General features: G+C 62.9%; 11 protein-coding genes. 4 read left to right on the forward strand and 7 right to left on the reverse strand.

From position 1 onward, the window contains the following. The first annotated feature begins 54 nt into the window (after nt 1-54). From IPL79_16505 to IPL79_16515, 3 genes are read left to right on the forward strand one after another with little or no spacing between them, the layout of a single operon-like run. Nucleotides 55-3,396 carry a protein kinase gene (locus tag IPL79_16505; GenBank protein MBK9072580.1) on the forward strand — a complete coding sequence of 1,114 codons (3,342 nt, stop codon included), beginning with the start codon at nt 55-57 and terminating at the stop codon, nt 3,394-3,396. Nucleotides 3,397-3,398: 2 nt separating this feature from the next. Continuing rightward, a complete protein-coding gene (locus tag IPL79_16510) occupies nt 3,399-6,746 on the forward strand; it encodes a hypothetical protein (protein MBK9072581.1) in 3,348 nt (1,115 codons plus the stop codon). Nucleotides 6,747-6,797: 51 nt separating this feature from the next. Next, a complete protein-coding gene (locus tag IPL79_16515) occupies nt 6,798-8,402 on the forward strand; it encodes a formate--tetrahydrofolate ligase (GenBank protein ID MBK9072582.1) in 1,605 nt (534 codons plus the stop codon). 26 nt (nt 8,403-8,428) lie between these two features. Here the strand turns inward: IPL79_16515 and IPL79_16520 are convergent, their stop codons facing one another. The 6 genes from IPL79_16520 to IPL79_16545 form a co-directional block, all read right to left on the reverse strand. Next, entirely contained in the window at nt 8,429-9,022 is a 594-nt protein-coding gene (locus IPL79_16520) for a carbonic anhydrase (GenBank protein MBK9072583.1), read from the reverse strand. 55 nt (nt 9,023-9,077) lie between these two features. Next, on the reverse strand, nt 9,078-11,636 hold the full coding sequence (locus IPL79_16525) for a tandem-95 repeat protein (protein ID MBK9072584.1): 2,559 nt from the start codon (nt 11,634-11,636) through the stop codon (nt 9,078-9,080). 44 nt (nt 11,637-11,680) lie between these two features. After that, on the reverse strand, nt 11,681-13,477 hold the full coding sequence (locus IPL79_16530; protein MBK9072585.1) for an ABC transporter ATP-binding protein: 1,797 nt from the start codon (nt 13,475-13,477) through the stop codon (nt 11,681-11,683). A gap of 204 nt (nt 13,478-13,681) precedes the next feature. Next, entirely contained in the window at nt 13,682-17,461 is a 3,780-nt protein-coding gene (locus IPL79_16535; protein MBK9072586.1) for a M48 family metalloprotease, read from the reverse strand. A gap of 195 nt (nt 17,462-17,656) precedes the next feature. After that, nucleotides 17,657-17,986, reverse strand: coding sequence for a hypothetical protein (locus IPL79_16540; GenBank protein ID MBK9072587.1), 330 nt, complete (start codon nt 17,984-17,986; stop codon nt 17,657-17,659). A gap of 37 nt (nt 17,987-18,023) precedes the next feature. Next, on the reverse strand, nt 18,024-18,695 hold the full coding sequence (locus tag IPL79_16545) for a thiopurine S-methyltransferase (GenBank protein ID MBK9072588.1): 672 nt from the start codon (nt 18,693-18,695) through the stop codon (nt 18,024-18,026). 113 nt (nt 18,696-18,808) lie between these two features. On the opposite strand from IPL79_16545, the gene IPL79_16550 reads away from it, so the two are divergent. Then, the gene (locus tag IPL79_16550; protein MBK9072589.1) at nt 18,809-19,411 is read left to right on the forward strand and encodes a YceI family protein; all 603 of its coding nucleotides are present in this window, start codon (nt 18,809-18,811) and stop codon (nt 19,409-19,411) included. 6 nt (nt 19,412-19,417) lie between these two features. Here IPL79_16550 and IPL79_16555 read toward each other — a convergent pair whose 3' ends face one another. Then, nucleotides 19,418-20,260, reverse strand: a complete 843-nt coding sequence (locus IPL79_16555) for a DUF1003 domain-containing protein (GenBank protein ID MBK9072590.1) — start codon at nt 20,258-20,260, stop codon at nt 19,418-19,420. Between the last annotated feature and the right edge of the window lie 5 nt (nt 20,261-20,265).

Genomic DNA, 20,265 nt, shown 5'->3' on the forward strand with positions numbered 1-20,265 from the left:
GACGAAAGCATCATGTAGGACAATGGTGACGCTAGCCATACACCGACGCGCCGCATGACCACCCAAACGGTCGCGGTTGGCGCGCGGTTTGCGATACAATTTGTCGACGAGGGCAGGGGCATGGCAACACCAAAACATGATCGCGACGCGGAGCCGACGTCACACGGCAGCGGCACAGCCACAAGCACTCCGAATCAAACGATGATCGGCGGCAGCCGCGTGCAGGCACCCGCGGGGCCTCGGCCGGTGGCATTGCCCATGGGCACGCCAGCCCATGCGATGCCGCAGGTTGCCGGCGCCGAGGCTGGCTTTGCCGCGACGTTGGCTCCAGGTGCGTTGCAAGTTGATGCCTCGGGTGTGCCGCGGGCAATGGCTCGAATGGAGTCATCGCCTATGCTGGCGCCGCAAGAGGCGCCTACGCCTGGCACGCTGCTCGGACAGTTTGAGTTGGTTAAGGAACTCGGCCGTGGCGGCATGGGCGTGGTCTATCTCGCGCGCGATCTTCGTCTCGGCCGCTTGGTCGCGATCAAGCTCATGACCAACGCCAGCCAAACCATGGCGCGACGCCTGCTCGAAGAGGCGCAAACCACGGCGCAATGCCAACACGAGAATATCGTCATCGTCTACAGCGCCGATGAGTGGCGTGGCGTGCCGTATTTGGCGCTTGAGTTTCTAGAGGGCCAATCCGTTGCCGAGCGCTTGTTGCAAGGGCCGCTGTCGCCGCGCGAAACCATCGAACTACTCAGCTCGGTGGCGCGCGCCCTGGTGAAGGCGCATAGCATGGGCATTGTTCACTGCGATCTAAAGCCCGAAAACGTTTTTTGCGTCGCCAATGGCCAGGTGAAGGTGCTCGACTTCGGCATCTCCCGCGTCGTCGCGGTCAAGCGCAATGCAGCGATTCAGGCGGCGGCGCTCAATGTGCTCAAGGTGACCCAAGATGACACGGTGTCCGGCACCATCGAATACATGGCGCCCGAGCAATGGGGCGTCGACGAGATCGACCACCGCAGCGACATTTGGGCGGTTGGTATCATGGCGTGGATCATGCTCACCGGCAAGCATCCGCTCGGTGAGGAGGTCTCGCTCGCCGCCGCCGTGGCCTCGGCCACCAATCTCGACGTGCCGCTGCCGTCGATCGCGACGGTCATGCCGGCGCTGCCACCACGCCTCATCGAGGCCATTGATTGCTGCCTGCACAAACACAAGTCGCAGCGCTTCGCCGATGCGCAGGCCCTCTTGGCCGTGCTGGAGTCGCTGTCGCCGCGTCGCATGTCGGCGGTGATCGATGCCGAGGCGAGCCCGTATCCCGGCATCGGCACGTTTCAAGAAGAGGATAGCGCCCGCTTCTTTGGCCGCGATCGCGAGATTGCGCACGCGGTGGCGCGCTTACAAGAGACGCCCATGCTGGTGATTACCGCGCCCTCGGGCGTTGGCAAGTCGTCGTTTTTGCGCGCGGGCGTCATGCCGGCACTCAAGGCGCTGGGGCCGTGGGAGGCGTTTATTGTGCGTCCCGGCCGTGCGCCCATCGAGAGCCTGGCCGCGGCGATCGAGCCCTTGTGCTTCGCGCGCGATCAGGGCGGCGGTGCGCAGCTGCGGGCGCGCATCGCGACGCGGCTGCGGCAAGAGCCAGGCTTTCTCGGCAATCTCTTGCGCAGCCGGGCGCGCAAGGCGGGCGTGCGCGTAGCCTTGATGGTCGATCAATTAGAAGAAGTGGTCACCCAGTGCGACTCGCCGGCCGAACGATCAGTTTTTTTGCAGGCCTTGGCTGGCGTCGCCGATGATCGTTCGTCGCCATTGCGATTGCTAACCTCGATTCGCTCCGATTTTATCGATCGCCTTAGCGACGACGCGCCGTTTTTCGCGCGCGTGCGCGACGGCCTGTTCTTATTGCCGCCGATGAAGCCCGATAACCTGCGCGAGGCGATCGTGCGGCCGCTCGAGCTAACCGCGTATCGACTCGAAAGCCCAACGATGGTCGAGGACATGGTCGCGTCGCTCGCGGGCACGCCGGGCGCGCTGCCGCTGTTGCAATTCGCGGCGGCGTCGCTGTGGGAGGTGCGGGATACCGCGCGGCGGCTGCTCACCGAGGCGGCATACCAAGAAATGGGCGGCGCGCTCGGCGCGCTCGGCAGCCATGCCGATCGAACGCTGTCCTTGCTATCGCCGCCGAGGCAACAATTGGCCAAGCGCGTGCTGCAGCTGCTGGTCAGCGGCGAGGGCACCCGCGTCGCCACGACCTATGACGAGCTGGTGGCGCGCTTTGAGGCCAATGACGAGCTCGGCGCAGTGATCGAACACCTCGTGGCGGGACGTTTGCTTGTCATCCAGAAGGGCGAGGCGACCTACGTCGAACTCGCGCACGAGTACCTCGCACAGGGTTGGCCCACGCTGCGCAAATGGCGCGAGGAATCGCGCGAAGACAGCGCGTATTTGCGCCAGCTCGCGAGCGCCGCGAAGCAGTGGCACGCACGCGATCGGTCGCTTGGCCTGTTGTGGACCGGCGATGATGCGGTTGCGGCGCAGCGGTTTGCCGCGCGCTATGCGGGTGAGTTGACTGGGGTAGAGCGCGAGTACTTGCAGGCGGTCACCGCGCAGCACGCGCGGACACAGCGCGCGCGTCGATTGCGGCGCCTTGGCCTTGCCGCCGCGGCCTCGGTGGTCATTGCGGGCCTCGCCGTTGGCTTGGTCGTGGTCAAGCAGGCGCAAGGCGCGGCGCAAGCCGAGGCCTCGCGCGCCGTGGCCGCGGAGTCGCAGAGCGCCGCACGCCTGGCAGCGCTGGAAAAAGAAAAGGCCGACCGCGAGGCCGCCGAACGTGAAAAGCGCGCGGCGGACGCGCAGCTCGCGGCGGCACAAGGCTTATTAAGCCAGGCCCAGCTCGACCTCGCGGCCGCCGAAAAAACGTTGCTCGATTCCAAGGCCGCGTTGTCGTCGACGATCGCGCAGCTGGCCACCGGCGACACCAAGTCACTGGCCGCGCTCAGCACCACCTTGGGGCAGCAGGCCGATGCGGCATTTGCACAGGCCGCCGCGGCAACCAAGCAGATCGCCGAGGTGCGGCGCCAGTCCGAGGACGCCCGGCAGGAGGCGGTTGAAAAAACCAAGGAGGCCGCGCAGGCGCGGCAAGATGCCGCAACGCTCAAGGCCGAAGCCGAGGCCGCGATGGCGCTGGCGCGCAAAGAGAGCGAGCGCGCCACCCTGGCCTTGGCCGCGCTTGAGCGCGCCGAACGCGTCGCCAAGGAGGCCGGCGCGGTAGCCACCCAAGAACGCAAGCTGCGCGAAACCGAGGCCGAAAAGGCGCGGCGTCTTGAGCAAGAAAAATTGACCATGGAGCAGGAGCTCGCGGCCAAGCAGCGTGCGCGCGAACAGCAGGCTGGCTCGCTGATTAAGGATTTGTAGGCATGAACATGCAACACGACTCGCAAGTTCACCCCGCGCAGGCCCGAGCAACGCCACGTCGGCCGGGGCTGTTGGTCGGCATCGGCCTGATGGCGCTCTTGGCGGGTAGTGCCTGCCGCGCGACCCCTGGCGTCGTGTGCGCCGATGGCAGCCTGTGCCCCGACGGCGCGGCCTGTCTGGTCGATAGCGAGTTCGGCACCACCTACTGCGTCGAGCCGTCGCAGCAAACGTGCGATCCGGAAAAGATCGGGACGTTTTGCGAGTTCGCGGGCGTCGCGGGCATCTGCATCGACGAAGGCTACTGCGTCGCTTCATTTTGCGGCGACGGTCGCGTCGATTCCCGCCGCGAGATGTGCGATGGCGATCAAGCCGACCTCTCGTGCGCCGAGGTCAACGATACGTCCTATATCACCGGCGATTATGGTTGCGCGGCGTGCGTCACGGATCTGCGCGCATCGTGCGTGGCCGACAATTGGATGCCGTGGAGTTTTACCACCTCGAGGCTCGTCGGCATCGCCGGCCTCGATGATCACGCGTTGTGGGTGATCGCCCAGGGCGGCGAGGCCGCGGGCTCGTCGCAACCGCTGCGCGCCGAGATCTGGGTTTTTGACGGCCTGGCCTGGTACCAGGATGAGCCTGCCGACGTAATGGAGGGCGCGAAGGCTATTTCGGTCGCGGCGGCGGGCGAGACGACGTGGGTGACGCTGCGTCGCGGCGACGCTGGCGAGCTGTGGCGCCGCGATGTCGACGGCACGTGGCAGCAGAACACCGATAGCGACTTACCTCCAACGCCGCTGACTCTGTTTACTACGACCGATGGCGTGTTCGGGTTTTCAAACACAACGCTCTATGGCATCACCGAAGCCGGCGAGCTGTCGCGGCTGGTGACGCTAAATACGAATTTGCCACCGACGACGATCATTAATAGCGCCGTGGCGTTTCGCACCTCGACCAATACGTACTACGGCTATCTGGCGATCGACGGCAAGGTCTATGCGTTCGCGAGCGGTACCATTAGCGACCAACCGGAAACCGGCAGCGGCCCGATCCACGGCACCCAACAAGTGGTCGAGGCAACGCGGCTAGTCGCCCAGGTGCCTTCACTAATCTATGCGTTCTCGCCCGCGGGGTCGGCGCCGACGGGTGGTCAAACCAACTTGGTATGGGGCCGCGCGGGTGGCGGCTGGGGCGGAGGCGCAGCCACCATCGACAGCGTAAGCATGGGCGGCGGTCAAACCTGGTTGACCTCAAGCGCGGCGGTGTATCATGCGGTCGACGGCTTCGACACGGTGCTCGCAAATGGCATGCAGTCGCCGGCGCTTGAGACGTACACGACGCCCACGGGGACGTTGTGGGCGATCGCACGCGACAGCACCACCGTGACCTCGCGGCGGGTGCATCGCCGTGGGGCCAATTGGGGCGTCAGCCAGCCGAGGCACGTCGGCGGACCAAGCAACAGCGAAGTGCTCATCCTGGATACCAACGCGATCATGTATAGCCCCGAAGGCGCCGGCGAGGCAGCTCACTACGTTGGCGGTGGTGGCCCGATCACTGCATATCTCGAGGTCGATGCCGGGAGGTATCTCGCGTTTTCGTCGATCGGCACCGGCGACGCCCAACAGGCCGTCGCGATCATTTTGTACGTCGTCAACGATCGCCTTGAGCCAGGGACGATGCAGCTAATTCCAAACATGTCCGAAGTGACCCATGCCGTCGCAAATACGAAATCTCGGCAGATCTATGCGATCGGGCACAAAAACGTTGGCAACGTCGACGTGCCACGCAGCAGCACGAGCTTTGATAGCGGGTTTAACTGGGCGACAGCGGAGATGCCGACCTCGTCGCGCTTGGTCGGCCTGGCGACGCTCATCGACGACGATGATGCCTCGCAGCCCTCTGGGGCCTGCGCGCTCAGCGAGACAGGCAGCCTTTACTGTGGGGTAAGTGGCCTTCCCTCGACGACAACGTACACGCTCGGCACGGGGCTTGCGTGCGTTGCGTTGTTTCCGATGAGCATCGTTGTCGGCGACCCAACCTTTGTGGCCGCGTGCAATCAGACCAGCCCGGCAGACAGTTATGCCTTCTTGCGATTCACCGTCGATTGGACCACCCAGCCCGCCATCGACCCAGGCCTCGCGGTACAGCGCAACGACGCAACGCTGCACGCGGCCTGGTCCTCGCAAGAAAGCATCGATGCCTATGTCATCGAAACCGAGACCGTTGCGGCCGCGCCTGCTGTCGTCCGGTTGCTTCCAATCAGCGTAACGTTCAACACCACGCTTATAAAAGGCGGCCTGACCACCACGGACGTCTTGTTGACCGGGCGTTGGTACGGCACGTCCACGACGCTTGCGTGGGTCGAACGAAGCTCGACCGAACCAGATCGAGTATCGTCCGCCGGTTGGCCGACGAATATTGGCCTCAATACACTTGCCTCCGTAGCCGTGGGCGACGCAGTTCATGCGCTTGCCTCGAACTTATTGAACGACGGCACTGAGTACGGCGCCGGCGCGGTCGTTGCCTTTGATGGCGCGAATCTTGTTCGGTTAAGCCCGCACGCCTCGGTTGACCCAACCTTCAAGCCCTTGCTCGCCTCGTTGCCGCCCGAGACGACAGTGCACGACATCGCAGGGGTCGCCGCTGCCAACGGCGGTGTGCCCTACTACTATCTCGCGACCTCAACCGGGCTATGGTACTTCGACGGCGACGCGACCATCAAGCGCGCGAGCGCCGCGCTCGAGTTTGCGGCCGAGGCCACAGAGGTGGTGACTGCCGCAGGCGTGGTTGCCGCCTTGGTGAACGAGGCCGATCCACTCCAGGCCACGGTTCTTATCAAGTCAGCCTCCGGCTTTTGGATCACGCCGACACCGGTGCCTCGCGCCAAGGCGGTATGCACTGCCAACGGCCAGGTGCTGGCCGCGGTGATCGACGGCGACACCACCACCTTGCGCGATGTTAAGGCGGGCAGCAATTTGGCCACCGACTTCGCGGGGACTCCGGCGGCCTTGTGGTGCGGCAAGGGCGCGGGCACATCGATCGTGGTGGTGCTGGCGACCTCGATGGGCGATGGCACCGGCTCGTTGCACACCTTTACCGTCGACGAATCAACCGTGCAAGAAGGCAGCGCCGTCTCGATTCCGCAAGAAGTCACGCACATCGCCGGCAACGCGCCAAGCGATGTCCATGCGCGAGGCGCGGGCTACTATCATTTTAATGGCGTGAGCTGGTCGGCGGTGCGCGCCTTTGGCTCGCAGGTAGTGGATCTCGAATCGATTGGGGGGAACATCTACGCCATTGGCGAAGGCGGCGATGTACAGCTCACCATTGGCACCATGCGGCCGACGCCTTAAAGCGCCACGCGACGCACCCTGGGCGCCGACGAATATGGCAGGCTGCCGGGCATGGACCTGCGCGCCTTGGCGATCGAAAGTGGATTCGCGACCGAATATCACACGCCGTATGGCGACTGGGCGATCAAGCTGCGCGCCGATAGCGTGCCGCCGGTCGCGGGCGCCCAGGGAACGTTGGTATTGGTTTCCGCGATGTCGCCGTCGCCAACTGGCGAAGGCAAGACCACCGCGACGATTGGGCTTACGGACGCATTGCGCTTGCGGGGGCAGCGCGCGATCGCCGCGCTACGCGAACCATCTATGGGGCCCGTCTTTGGCGCCAAGGGTGGCGGCACCGGCGGCGGCAAGGCCACCATCGAGCCGGCGGCGCGCATCAATCTCCATTTTACCGGCGATTTTCACGCTCTAACGGCGGCGCACAACCTGATCGCCGCGGTCGTCGACAATCACCTGCATTTTCGCAGCGAGCTGGGCTTGCTTGCCAAGCGCGTCGTATGGCCGCGCGTGCTCGACGTTAACGACCGCGCGCTGCGCAACATTTCGATCGGCATGGGCGGCACGGGCGATGGCGTCATGCGCCAAGCCTCATTCGAAATCACCGCGGCGTCCGAGCTGATGGCGATCTTGGCGCTCGCCAAGGATAGCGACGATTTGGCGGCGCGGCTGGCCCGCATCGTCGTCGGCTATCGCGGCGATGGCAGCGCGGTCCGCCTCGCTGAGCTGGCGATGACGCCAGCGTTGCTCGCCTTGCTCGCGGACGCGCTGGAGCCGAACCTGGTGCGCACGCAGGGCGGCTCGCCGGCCTTGGTGCACGCCGGCCCATTTGCCAACATAGCGCACGGCGCCAGCAGCATTCGCGCGACGCGGCTGGGGCTAGCAACGCACGATTGGGTAGTCACCGAATGCGGCTTTGGCTTTGACCTGGGCGGCGAAAAGTTCATGCACATCGTCGCGGCAGCCGGGGGGTTCGCGCCAAGCGCGGTTGTGCTCGTGGCGACGATCAAGGCGCTGCGGTATCACGGTGGCGTCGCGGCGGGCGAGATGCTGGTGCCCAACGCCGCCGCCGTCGCGCGCGGGCTTGCCAACCTTACCAAGCATATCCAAAACGCGCGCCTGCTCGGCGTCGCCCCCATCGTGGCGATCAATCGCTTCGAAAGCGATGCGGTGGATGAGTTGGCCTTGGTGCGCGCTCATTGCGAGGCGCTCGGGGTGGCGTTGGCGGTGTGCACGCATTTTGGTGATGGCGCACAAGGAGCCCTGGCCTTGGCCGACGCCGTGATCGAGGCCGCGCGCGGCGGCTCGCCGGCCGGGATTAAGCGGTTGTTCGCACCCCAGGCCGAAGTTACAGAGCAGCTGTCGCAGATCGCGACGCAGCTCTATGGCGCGAGTGGCGTCGATTATGCGGCGCAAGCGCAGTCGGACCTGGCGGCGATTGCGCGCGCTCGCGGCGCTGACCCCTCGCTCGCGGTGTGCATTGCCAAGACGCAATATTCATTTTCCGACGATCCCAAGCGCGTCGGCGGGCCAACCGCGCAGCCGCTGCACGTGGCGCGCGTGCAATGGGCGGCTGGTGCGGGCTTTGCCGTGGCGGTGTGCGGCGACATTTCGCGCATGCCGGGGTTGCCGCGCGCGCCGCAAGGCCTGGGCGGCCTGTAATTGGTTTGCGGGGTTGCGTTGAGGCGTTAAGTCGCTTCGCCAGGAGCCTCAAAAAAATGCACGGTGCCAGCGGCGAGTTCGTATTCAGCGCCAATGACGGCGACCCGTCCCGAGATCACGAGCTCCTCGAGGATTTGGCTGCCATGGCGCAAATGGTTGACCGACGCGCGCACGTTGGCCCGCACCGCCTCGCGCAGCTCGTCCTCGGCGCGGTGATGGCCCACCAGGCCCGCGATGTTGGGTGCGATGCGGTCAGTGATCGAACGAATATTCTTGGATGCAGAGCCGGTGCCGGTGTGGAGCGAATCGACCGTGGCCGAGACGGCGCCGCAATTGGTATGCCCCATCACCACCACCAAGCGCGCGCCAAACTGCGACGCCGCAAACTCAATGGAGCCAACGATGGAAGGCGCGACGATGTTGCCGGCGACGCGCACGACAAAAAGATCGCCAAACCCCTGATCGAACAAGATTTCCACCGGCGTTCGCGAATCGGAGCAGCCTAGAATAATTGCAAACGGCCGCTGCGCGCGCGCGGCGAGCTCGGGGCTCCATGTCCGCGTCGCCGCGATGGGCGTGCCTTGGCGAAAGCGCGCATTGCCCGCCACGAGCTGGGCCATCGCCTGCTCAGGCGTCGACGACGACGGATCCCAGGTGTTGCTCATGCCGCCTTGGTCACGGTGTCTGACGCAGGCGCCGCCTCATCATGAGCGATAGCGCGATCAGCACCAGGCCCATCCACGCCCCCGGCGATCCGCCAGCCGCGGCACAACCGCCACCGCCTTGGATGTTGCTGCCGTCGACAAAGCCATCGCCATTGGCGTCTGGATCCGGGGTAGGGCCCGGGTCGTCGGCATCGTCGTCGGCGTCATTAGGATCGAACTCGCCTGGGTCGACCTGGCCGTTGCCGTTGGCATCTTCTTCGCCATCCGACGCGCCGCCGCCGTCGCTGTCAGGATTGTTCGGATCTGTGGTGGTGGTTGGATCGGCATCTGGGACGAAGTCTGGGCCGGTATCGTCGCCCTGCGGCTCGGTGATCCCAACCTCGGTGCCATCTTGCACGCCGTCGCCATCGGTGTCGGGCAGGGTGGGATCCGTGCTCGTAACCGTGACCTCATGGCCATCGGTGAGGCCATCGTTGTCGCTGTCATCATCGAGCGGGTCGGTGCCGTGGACTTGTTCCTCGTCAAAATCGGTCAACCCATCGCCATCGCTGTCGAGGCCGACGCTGACCATCACGCTGACGACCGCGGTGCCACCATTGCCGTCTGACACCGTATACGTGAACGTATCCGTGCCCTCGAAGTCGAGATTTGGCGTGTACGAAACCGTGCCGTCGTTGTTGTTGACGACGCTGCCATTGGCGCCTTGGGTGACTGCGCTGACGCTGAGCGCATCGCCATCGATGTCGCTATCGTTGGCGAGCACGTCAATGAGTGCAGAGGCGTTGAGGTTGGTGTTGGCGGTATCCGCGACGCCGGTTGGGTCGTCGTTGATGGCGGTGACGTCGATCGTTACATTGGCGCTCGAGGTGCTGCCATTGCCATCGGTAATCGTATAGGTGAACGAGGCGGTGCCCTCGAAGTTGGCCGCGAGGACGAAGTTCACCGTGTTGTCTAGGTTGACCGTGGCGACGCCGCCCACCACCGCGCTGACGCCGACGCTGATCGGCAGGTCCTCCAGGCTGGTGTCATTGGCAAGCACGTCGAGCGTTAGCGGCGCCTGATCTTCATCGGCTGTAAACGCATCGGCGACGGCGCCGGGCACGTCATCGATGGCGCTCACGTCGATGTTGACGGTGACCACCGTGTTGCCTCCGTTGCCGTCGCTCACCGTATAGGTGAAGCTATCGGTGCCAAGGAAGTCGGCGTCGGGGGTGTAGGTTACGGTGCCGTCGTTGTTGTTGACCACGGTGCCATGCGTCCCGTCCGTCACCGCGGTGACGCTGAGCCCGTCCCCCTCTATGTCGCTATCGTTGGCCAAGACGTCGATGAGAATGGTAGCGTTGACGTCGCCGAACGCGGCGTCGGTAACCCCGGTCGGCGCGTCATTGACGGCGGTGACATCGATCGTGACGTTGGCGCTGGCCATGCTGCCGTTGAGGCCGTCGGTAATCGTATAGGTAAACGAAGCCGTGCCCGCGAAGTTTTCGGTGAGCACGAAGTTGATCGTCCCGTCTGGGTTCACGGTGGCGACGCCGCCGACCACCGCGCTGAGCCCCAGGCTGATCGGCGTGTCGACCAGATCCGTGTCATTGCCCAGCACGTTCAAGGTAAGGGCCGGGTCATCCTCGGTGGCGTTGAACGCATCGGCCACGGCCACGGGCACGTCGTCGACGTTGGCGACGTCGAAGGCGACCGTCGCGGTTGACGTTTCGCCATCGATGTCTTCAACCATATAGATCAGGCTATCTGGGCCGAAATAGTCCGGATCTGGCGTGTAGAGGATGTCGCCATTGATATCGACGACCGCGGTGCCGTGCGCCGGCGGCATCGAAATAGTGACCGCGATCGGTCCGTCGGTCAGGCCAAGGTCGTTGCCAAGGACGTCGACCGCGTTATCGGTCGAGTCCTCATTGACGGCGCTCGCATCGTCGAACGCGACCGGGATGGCGGCGCCGATGCAGCACAGGGCGCCTCCGAAAGTGTCGGCAGTCTTGACAGTGGCGATGACTTCGTCTTGGCCGGTGCCGTTGCCGATGTAGTCCCACACCGGATTGAGGCTGGCATTCTCATTGTTGCCAAAGCGGTTGAGCGGGGCGCAATTGGCGTTTGGCGTCGCGCCGAGATTGCCGCAGCCAAAAAGGTCGTTGTTGCCGGCGCCGCAGTTCATGCTGCCCGGGCCCGACTGAAGCGTCACAAAAAACAGGGATGGGTCACCGCCGACGGTGGCGCCAACGCAGGTACCCGTGCCGCTATTGGCGGCTACCTCGGTGTCGGTTTGGCAGACGTGCCAGCCAATCTCGCACAGGTCGCGCGCGGAGCAGCCGGCGCCGGAACCGGGCAGGTCATCACCGGACGGGCTGACGCACGTGCGCGGCGCGCGCATGTCGCCTTGATCCCACATGCCCGAACAGCCTGCGATGTTGGGATGCGTCAGCTCATCGACGAAGCCTTCGCGCTGGCCATCGGCGCAGCCATCGGCGTGCGCGCGCTGGCTTTCGGTCAACGTAACCGCGCCCGCGCTCGCGCCGCAGGCAAGAAGGATGAGGACGCGCAATCGAAGGGTGCCCATTAGAACAATTCTAACCGGTCACAGATCGGCGCTCAAGGTGCGAGCTACCGATAGCCCTGTGCCTGCAAGTGAAACAAGGTGGCATAGCGCCCTTGCTTGGCAAGCAGTTGGTCGTGGGAGCCCTGCTCGAGGATGGTGCCGTGGTCGAGTACGATAATGTGGTCAGCCATGCGCACCGTCGAAAATCGGTGCGAAATCACGATCGCGATGCGGTCGGCCGCGATCTCGCGAAAGCGCTCAAATACCTTCACCTCGGCCTCGGCGTCCATGGAGGCGGTCGGCTCGTCGAGTACGACGATGTCGGCATCTTGCCGCATGAAGGCGCGCGACAAGGCGATTTTTTGCCATTGCCCAAGCGAGAGCTCGCGACCATCGCGAAACCAGCGTCCGAGCTGCGTTTCGTAGGTCGCTGGCATTTCGGCGATAAACGGCTGCGCGAGGCCCTTTTCCGCCGATGCCTCCCACCGCGCGCGGTCGTCGTATGCCTGGTCGTCGCCGGCACCGATGTTCTCGCCCACGGTCTGCTGGTAGTGGACGAAGTCTTGGAAGATCACGCCAATGCGGCGATGCAGGACCTGGCGGTCCCATGCCGCGAGATCGAGGCCGTCGAGCATGACGCGTCCGGAGGTAGGCTCATACATGCGGGTGAGCAGCTTGATCAGCGTCGTCTTGCCCGAGCCATTTTCGCCGACAATGGCCAGCTTCGAGCCGGGTGGCAGATGCAGCGAGACGTCGCGTAAGGCCGCCGTCGCGGCGCCGGGATACTGAAACGAGACGTGCTCAAACCGCACGCCATCGCGTGGATCCGGCCCGACGGTCAGACCGCCTGTGGGCGCCGCCGTGGGCGTGGCGAGAAACTCATAGAGATTTGAAAGGTACAAGTTGTCTTCGTACATGCCGCTGACATTGCCCAGCGCGCGGCCCAACGTCGCCTGCGCCTGACGAAACACCATGACGTACATGGTCATCGCGCCGATCGTAATTTGTTTTGCGATGGCCGCCAGCGCGATCCAAACGTACATGGCGTAAAATGCCAAGGTCCCGACAATGGTAAGCCCTACCCCCCAAATACCGCGTCGCATCGTCAGCGCGCGGTCGGCGGCATAGAGCTTGGCAAAGATATCTTTATAGCGCTGCAGAAACCGCGGCGCGAGGCCGAATAGAATTACCTCTTTGGCGTGATCTTCGCGCGCAATCGCCATTTCGAGATAGCTCTGCTCGCGGGTCTCCGGCGTGCGCCAACGCGACAAGCGAAACGCGTCGCCTGAAAATTTCAGCTCGGCAAAAAATGGCGGCAGGGCGGCGATGAGCATGACGACAAACGTCCAGGCCGAAAACGAAACCAGCAGCGCCGCAAAGCTAAGCAAGGAGATCGAATTTTGCGCCAAATCGAACATCTGCATCACCAACGACACCGGCCGCGCCGAGGCCTCGCGGCGCGCGCGGGTTAGCTTGTCGTAGAGCTCGGAGTCCTCGAACTGAATCAGCGACAGCGTCGCGGCCTTCTCCAAGATGATGACGTTGATGCGATGGCCGAGTTGCTGATACAGCAGGCTGCGCAAGATCATTAGCGCGCGCGCGGCTACCGCCATGACGATCACCAGGCCGAGTTCCATTGCGACCCACCGCAAGGCCGCGCCTCGGTCGGCGACGCTGCCAGTTTGGCTGGCGCGCAAAATCGCATCGATAAGATGCTGCCCGACCCACGCAATCGCGCCTGGAATCAGGCCTCCGAGAAGGCTTAGGACCGCAAGCCCCAGCGTGAGGCCACGCCCGGTGCTCCACACCAGGCCAAGCGCCCGGCGCATGTACTGGGTGAGCCCGCGAACCTGCGCGAGCATGCTGGTGGTGGCACGGCTAGGCGCAAACGCGGGATGCAACGTCGCGGCCGAAGGACGCGCTCGGCGAGCGGACATGGCGGAAGGTGTACCGCATTTTGCGCCGGGCGGGTGTCGCGTGCGCCTGCCTTAGCGGCTAGTGCCGCTTCGATGTAGCCAGGTCGTCGCACGTGAGAGATGAGTACATCCTATGGCGAACCAGGCTTTTCACCAGATGGGCGTTTCAAACGGGAAAAGCAATTGGTCCGCAAGATCTTTCCACTCTTTGGGGCACTTGTCTCCCAGGATCATGACCGCCGCCATGTAGGCCAGACCGCGGTCTCTTGGAGCTTGTGCGCCGAGCAAGGTGTCGCCCTGGGCGCGCGCTCCAAAGTCCGGCGCTGCTACGAAATCTAAGAACGCGACCATGCGTTTGGCGTCCTCCTCTTCTTTGCTTAGCTTGCCATTAGCAAGGATCAGATCGCGGTAGGCCGCGGTCGGCTGCTTTTCAAGGTGGGCAACGGCCCAAACCAGGATAGGCGAAATGATGCGGAGCTCGTCGGGCTTGGTCTCAAGCAAGGCCTTTCGCAGCGCTGGGCGCGCGTTTCGGCTGGCGCCGGCGAGCTCCCTCACGGTTGATTCGTCAGTTTCCGAGCCAGTTCGATTAATCCCTAGCGTCGTCATCAAGTCGGCTTCGCTAAAAATCGAGAACAAAAAATGCGTCTGGTCATCTGGGGCGCCTTGCGGAATGGCGCGCAACTTTTCCTTGGTCAACACCGCCCGCACACGCTGATGCTCCCAGAATACATGTTCGACTAAGGCGGGCAGACGCTTCATGGCGTCCGCAAAGGCCTCACCCGCGTCCGCCCACTGCATTTCGGACGCCGCCGCGTACCCGGTTGCCATCAAGATCCATGGGTTATCGGGGAATTGAATGCGCAACGCGCTCCATTGTTTCAAGTCGCCTTGCCGACACCTCCAGGCCAGATAGAGCTGATCGGCCTCGCCAAGCCCTTGCGCCGCCGCGGGAGGGACCCGTGCCTGTTCCGGCCATGCCTCGCAATTGGTCGTTGCGTCTTGCTTGATGCGTTCAAACAAGACGTGTGGACCGGTCTGCGCCTCACGCTGCAAAATCACCGCGAGCGTCGCTTCGGATGCAACGTTTTGCGAGACGCCAAGCCAAAACGAAGCACTGGGGGCTGTTAACGGCGTCCACCTCGCGTGCGTCAAGGCAACGGCTGCGCGATCTGCGTCATTCTCAAGCGATGAGATCAAGAGAATTGGCTTGAACGGGAGGGCATGAACCAGATGCACCTCCTTGCCCGACTCTCCTGACGTCGGAGGTTCTTCAAGGACATAGTTCGCAGTGGTGTGCATCCACGTAAACCGGTTTACCAAGCGAGGGGTGGGCTCGACACCGCCGTAGGTGCCTTGGGCCTCGATAAACATGTGCGCGCCTGCAACGTTGTACACGTAGGTTTCAAAGTCATCCGTCGCGACCTGCTTGGTCTCAATGGTTTCGTGGGTGTCTTGCGTGCGGGTGGTGATGGTGTGGTCCCCTGATGGAATTATCACGATGGCGTGTTGGTGCGTAGGCACCGCGTGCTCGGTCCCGTTGATGTCGACGAGCACCGGGCGGGCCAAGCCATTAAAGCAGTAAATGGTTGCATTGGACTCCACCGTGCCCAAGGCGGCAAGCGCGGCGATGATGCTTCCCGCCGCCGCGATTCGAACTGCGCCCCCAAACCACCCCTGTCCAAGTTGGATACGGTCCCACAACCCGAGCTTTTCTCGGATGCTACGTTTTTCGCGGGTCAGCAGGGTGGCATAGGACTTGGGTGCCGCTGGAAGAGCTTCCTCCACCGACGTGGCATCATCGTTTACACGGCCATGCTGAGCACGTTCGGCGATCTGTGCTTCGAGCCGAAGCAGGTCATTGAGCGCGGCATCTCGCGCCACTCCGGCTGGGCCTGTGGTGCCATAGACCCAGCTATCGACCGCCCCAAGCCAGTCACCCAAGTTGTCTCGGCTCGGCGGGCCAAATTTGAACTCGCCAAGTTGAGTTTTCCAGTCTGCGCTGGAACCATCGGGGGCCGCAGTGAGACCACTGGCACTGAGCTGCACTGACGGCGCATCGCCATAGACTTTCTCGAGGGCCAAATAGAGCTGAGTGCCGGCATGAACGAGCTTGTCGGCTTCGCGCGTTGAAATCTGTCCGTCCGCCACCGCGTGCTGGAAATCGTTGTCGAAGACCCTCTTGAGGTCGCCAAGATCTGCGACGACGTGCTCGAGATAGTGGACCAGTTGCACATGGCTGGTGTGCCTAGTGAGCCACTGGGGCCCTAACGCTTGGGCGGCGAAGCGGTGCGCAGAGCGAATTCGCTTGAGGGCTTGCGACATCGACTTGTCGGTCTTCGCGAGCTCATCGTTCACGTGCTGTTGCAGCCGCGGTATGTCCTTGGCTCTAAAGTCTTCGCCTCGAAACCGAACGACCCCGCCAGGTGCATCTGCGATCCCAATCGCCAAGGCCTTTAGTTGACTCTCCTCCTTTTCGAGTTGATCTAGGGATTCCACCAAATCTCGCAGCGACTCTGGATACAAATCGCTCCACGCCGTTGGTGTCGGCGTCAGCTCGAACAGGTCTTCCACCTTCGCGGCGCTGCGCGTGACATGGCGATCGATGTAGATGCCCATGTACCGCGTAGAGAGATACTCGTCGCCATACTCTGCATGCACCGCTTCCCGGGCGTTATCGAGGCTGAGCTGGTCCAGGGTTTCAGGCGTCTTGTAGAGGTCGCGGGTCGCTTGCTGTTTGAGACCTTCTGCATCTCTAAATAAAAGCCAAGGCGAACGAACATCTTGCGGGCAAAAGACGTAGATCCGTTTGGCATTGTCTTCGCGGTCGGTGTTGGCAGGGTGCGTTGACCACATCTGCGGTGGGATGGCAATCGATTGCTCGAACACTCGATGCGTGGCAGGATCGACGCCAGGTGGACAGCTTGTTGGTTGTGAGTAGCTTTGGCCCAAGATGTTCGTCATGCGCTCAATGATGTTGTGTTGGACATCAAACACGTCAGGAATCGCTTTGCCTTTTGAGCCAAGGGTGTTCATGAACGACAACGATTGCGAAAGCCCATTATCCGCAGCTCGAAGCTTGTAGAGGCCGTTTACGATGGCATCGCTGCCCGCAGCCGAGACCGCGACGGAGTCCGCATGAAATTCCATCTGGCGCCCGAGGGCCCGCTCCGCAATGAGGATCCACCCGAAGATGGTTTCGAAAACCGATCTGACCGACCATGCGAGAATTCGGCCCAGCCAACCCAGCCAAGCCAGGCGCAGGTCGATTTGCGAGAGCCCGCGCAGCAGGCTGTCAATCCATCCGCGTGCGCCCAGAAACTCGGAAACAATGCGCTGCGAGATATAGACGTAGCGGCCTACCGCACTCGATCGCGCCTGTGAAAAATGCCCGAACTCGTGGGCCAGGACCGCCTTGAATTCGCTGAGGTTTAAGACATTGATCAGGCCGAACCCAATCTCCAATTTCTTTTTTACCGGAATGATCAAATTGTGCAGCCGTACTTCATAGAACATGCTGGCATTGACGTGATTCGACAGATAGATTGCCGCGGGACGCGGCGCCTTGACTTCGTCGGCTACTTGGCAAATGAACTGGTATAGTTGAGGTTCCGATTCGGCGGTCACCTCAATTCTGTCGTCTTCATCGGCATCGTGACGTTTCTTGGGCCAAAGCCCGCGAATCATTAGCAGCGCCATAAGCACGGAGAGCCCGCACGTGAGCGCCAGCACAAACAGATCGTCGGGCTTGGCCTTCATCGCCTTGACCATCTTCCACGCGTTCCAAACAAAGAACCCAAACGTCCCAAAGTACAGGATCCCAAACAACAGCAGCGCGACGACGGCCAACCACGCATGTCGCACAAAAGACCGGGTCGGCTTGGTCAGCGCTTCCGGCACATGCTGCGGACTCGGTGGGTACAAGTTGCTCATGCCGCACGTTTCCGACGTTATGCGCGGTAAAGGCAAGAAGATTGTGCGGGAAGTTGCGGGCGTGGGAGGGCAAGGACCGCGTCGGCGCGTTGGCCGCAAGCTGGGTCAGCCCGCCTCTATCTCAGCGCCTTGGCCGGCGCACACCGTCTCATAACGGGGGTGAAAAACCACAAGTTGCGGGCCAGGCGGGGGGCGCTAGTGAATCTCACCCAGCCGCAAGATTGTGCCGTGGACGTCGCCGGTGTCGGGATCGATCTGCGGATCTACAAACAGCCGCGTGACCTCCGTTTGCTGCAGCCCGGCGAGCATTTCGGGCGAGACAAAATCGCGGGTATCGGTGCCGATCGCAAACAGGGTTTGGCCGGTGCCCATGCTCGCGGCAAACGCCTCAGCGGCTGGGCCATTGGAAAACAAAAAGCCGTACGGCCGCCGACACCACATCGCATCGCCGTTGCTGGTGAGGTACCAAATTTGCGGTGGCAGCACGGCAATGAGCGCGTCCAGCGAAAGCGCGGCACCTGACATGCCGGGGTCTTACCACGGTCTCCAGCGCGCGCCGCGCCTATTTGGCGCCCAGCCGACGCAAAAGGTAGGCAACTTCCGTGACCTGGGTAATGCCCGCGGCGGCAAAGCGCGGGCTGACCGGCGCCGGGCGCTGCTCGAGGCGCTGGAGGGCAAAGCGCGGCTCGAACAGGGTTCGCACTAGCTCGTCGTTGACGCTCCAAGGTGGGCCATCTAACCGCTGCTGATCGTAGTCGAAGGTCACCAGCAGCAGGGTGCCGCCGGGACGCAGCACGCGGTGCATGGTATCGACATAATCGCGGCGCCGCGCCGGATCGATTGCGACCAACGACGCACGGTCGTAGGCGCTGTCAAAAAGTGGAAGTTGTGGCGACGGCACAACCTCGGCCAGCGCAAACGCATCGCCAACGAGCAGCGAAACCGCCAGCTCGGGCGAACGCAGGCAGGCAAAGGGCCCTAGCTGCGAGGTTGCGGCCATCAGGCCGGCCTCCGCAAAATACGCCGCCGCGGCCTCGGGCACCCATTCGGTACCCGCCACCGTAAACCCGCGCTCGGCGAGATGCGTTAGATCCCGGCTCTTGCCGCACATGGGCACGTAGATGCTGCCTGGGGCCAAGGCGTCAAGATGCGCTACGAGGAGCGGATTAACCTCGCTGGCGTGAAACCCAATCTCGCCTTTATCCCAGCGCTCCTGCCAATAGTCGTGGTGCATGACGCTTTTAGACCACGATTTTGCCCAATCTACCAATTGTTGCAAAATCGCAACAATGCATCTCGTTTGACCCATCTAGTCGGCAGCGCGCATTATGCCTAGGGTTAGAGCATATGAGCACTTCAACCATTTCAAATCCCTCTACGTCTAACTCTTCGGTTGCCTCCAACACCGCCGCGCTCGCGCCGGTGACAAAGTATGCCGTCGATGCGTCGCACTCCAGCGTCGGCTTTGGCGTTCGCCACCTGATGATCACCACGGTGCGCGGCGAATTTAGCCAGTTCGCTGGCAGCTTTTCCTACGACGCGAGCCGGCCTGAGCTAACCAAGCTGGAGGCCAACATCGAGGTAGGATCTGTCAACACGCGCGAGCCCAAGCGCGACGAACACCTGCGCAGCGCCGATTTCTTTGATGCGGCGAATCATCCAAGCATGACCTTTGTCTCAACCTCAGCGCGGCGCGACGGCGACAAGCTGATCGTGAGTGGCCAACTGACCATCCGCGGCACCAGCAAGCCCGTGGTCCTGACCGTGTCGGACATTACCCCCGAGCAAACTGACCCGTGGGGCAACAAGCGCATCGGCGCCACCGCCCGCGCCACCATCTTGCGGTCGGACTATGGCATGACGTGGAATGCCGCGCTCGAGGCGGGCGGCGTCATGGTGAGCGACAAGGTGACCCTCGAAATCGAAGCGTCGTTGGTGCGCCAAGCGTAACGCCCGCTAGGCTGCGCGCGAGGACGACTCAATCGCGGCCAATCTCCGAAGCATTTCGGCATTCATGGTGTCGAATTTTTCGTGCAGCTGCTGGATCTGCAGCTCGGCCTTAAGATTGACATCATATTCGATATCGCTGCGGGTGCGATCGCGGGCGCTCTGTCGATTAGAGCTAAACAGCAGCAAGGTGGTCAGCATGATCGCCTCAAGCGAAACTGCCATCGTCAGCAGACCAAACGGATAGGCGTCAAACGGCGCATTGCCCAAGAGGCCGGTATTGAGCACGATCCACGCCGAGAAGAAGCACAGGTGCAGCAGCAAAAACGAGATGCTGCCGGAAAAGGCGGCGACGGCGTCGGCGCTGCGCATCAGCCAGTTGGAATCTTCCTCGAACTCCTCGTTGACGTTGCGAGAGGCGGTGTTGCGCAGCAGATTCGTGCTCTCACGCAAGCGCTGGCCGCTCGCGGTGAGCAAATCCATCGCCGCACCGGGCTGCATCTTGATTAGGTGGTCGAGGTCGCCGCGGTCGACCGCGATTACTTCGCCGGCCTCGATAACCGTCGCGCTCGCCGTGCGCGGGCCCTGATCGAGCATCGAGATTTCGCCAAAAAACTCGCCCTCGCGCACCCGCTCAAGCACCACGCGTTCGCCGGTCAGCGTCTTGACCCACAGCTCGACACAGCCGGTCTTGACGATGTACATGCAGTCGCCCGGGTCGCCGAAGCTAAAGAGCGCTTGCCCCGCGGTGGTCGCCTCTTCGGTGAGCCGTGCCGCCAAGACGCTGCGCTCGGTCGCATCCAACAGGGAAAACAGGTGAATCCCTTCTAGCTCTTCGGTCGAGACGCCCATGGGCC

The sequence above is a fragment of the Myxococcales bacterium genome (assembly GCA_016716835.1).
GTDB lineage: Bacteria > Myxococcota_A > Polyangia > Haliangiales > Haliangiaceae > JADJUW01.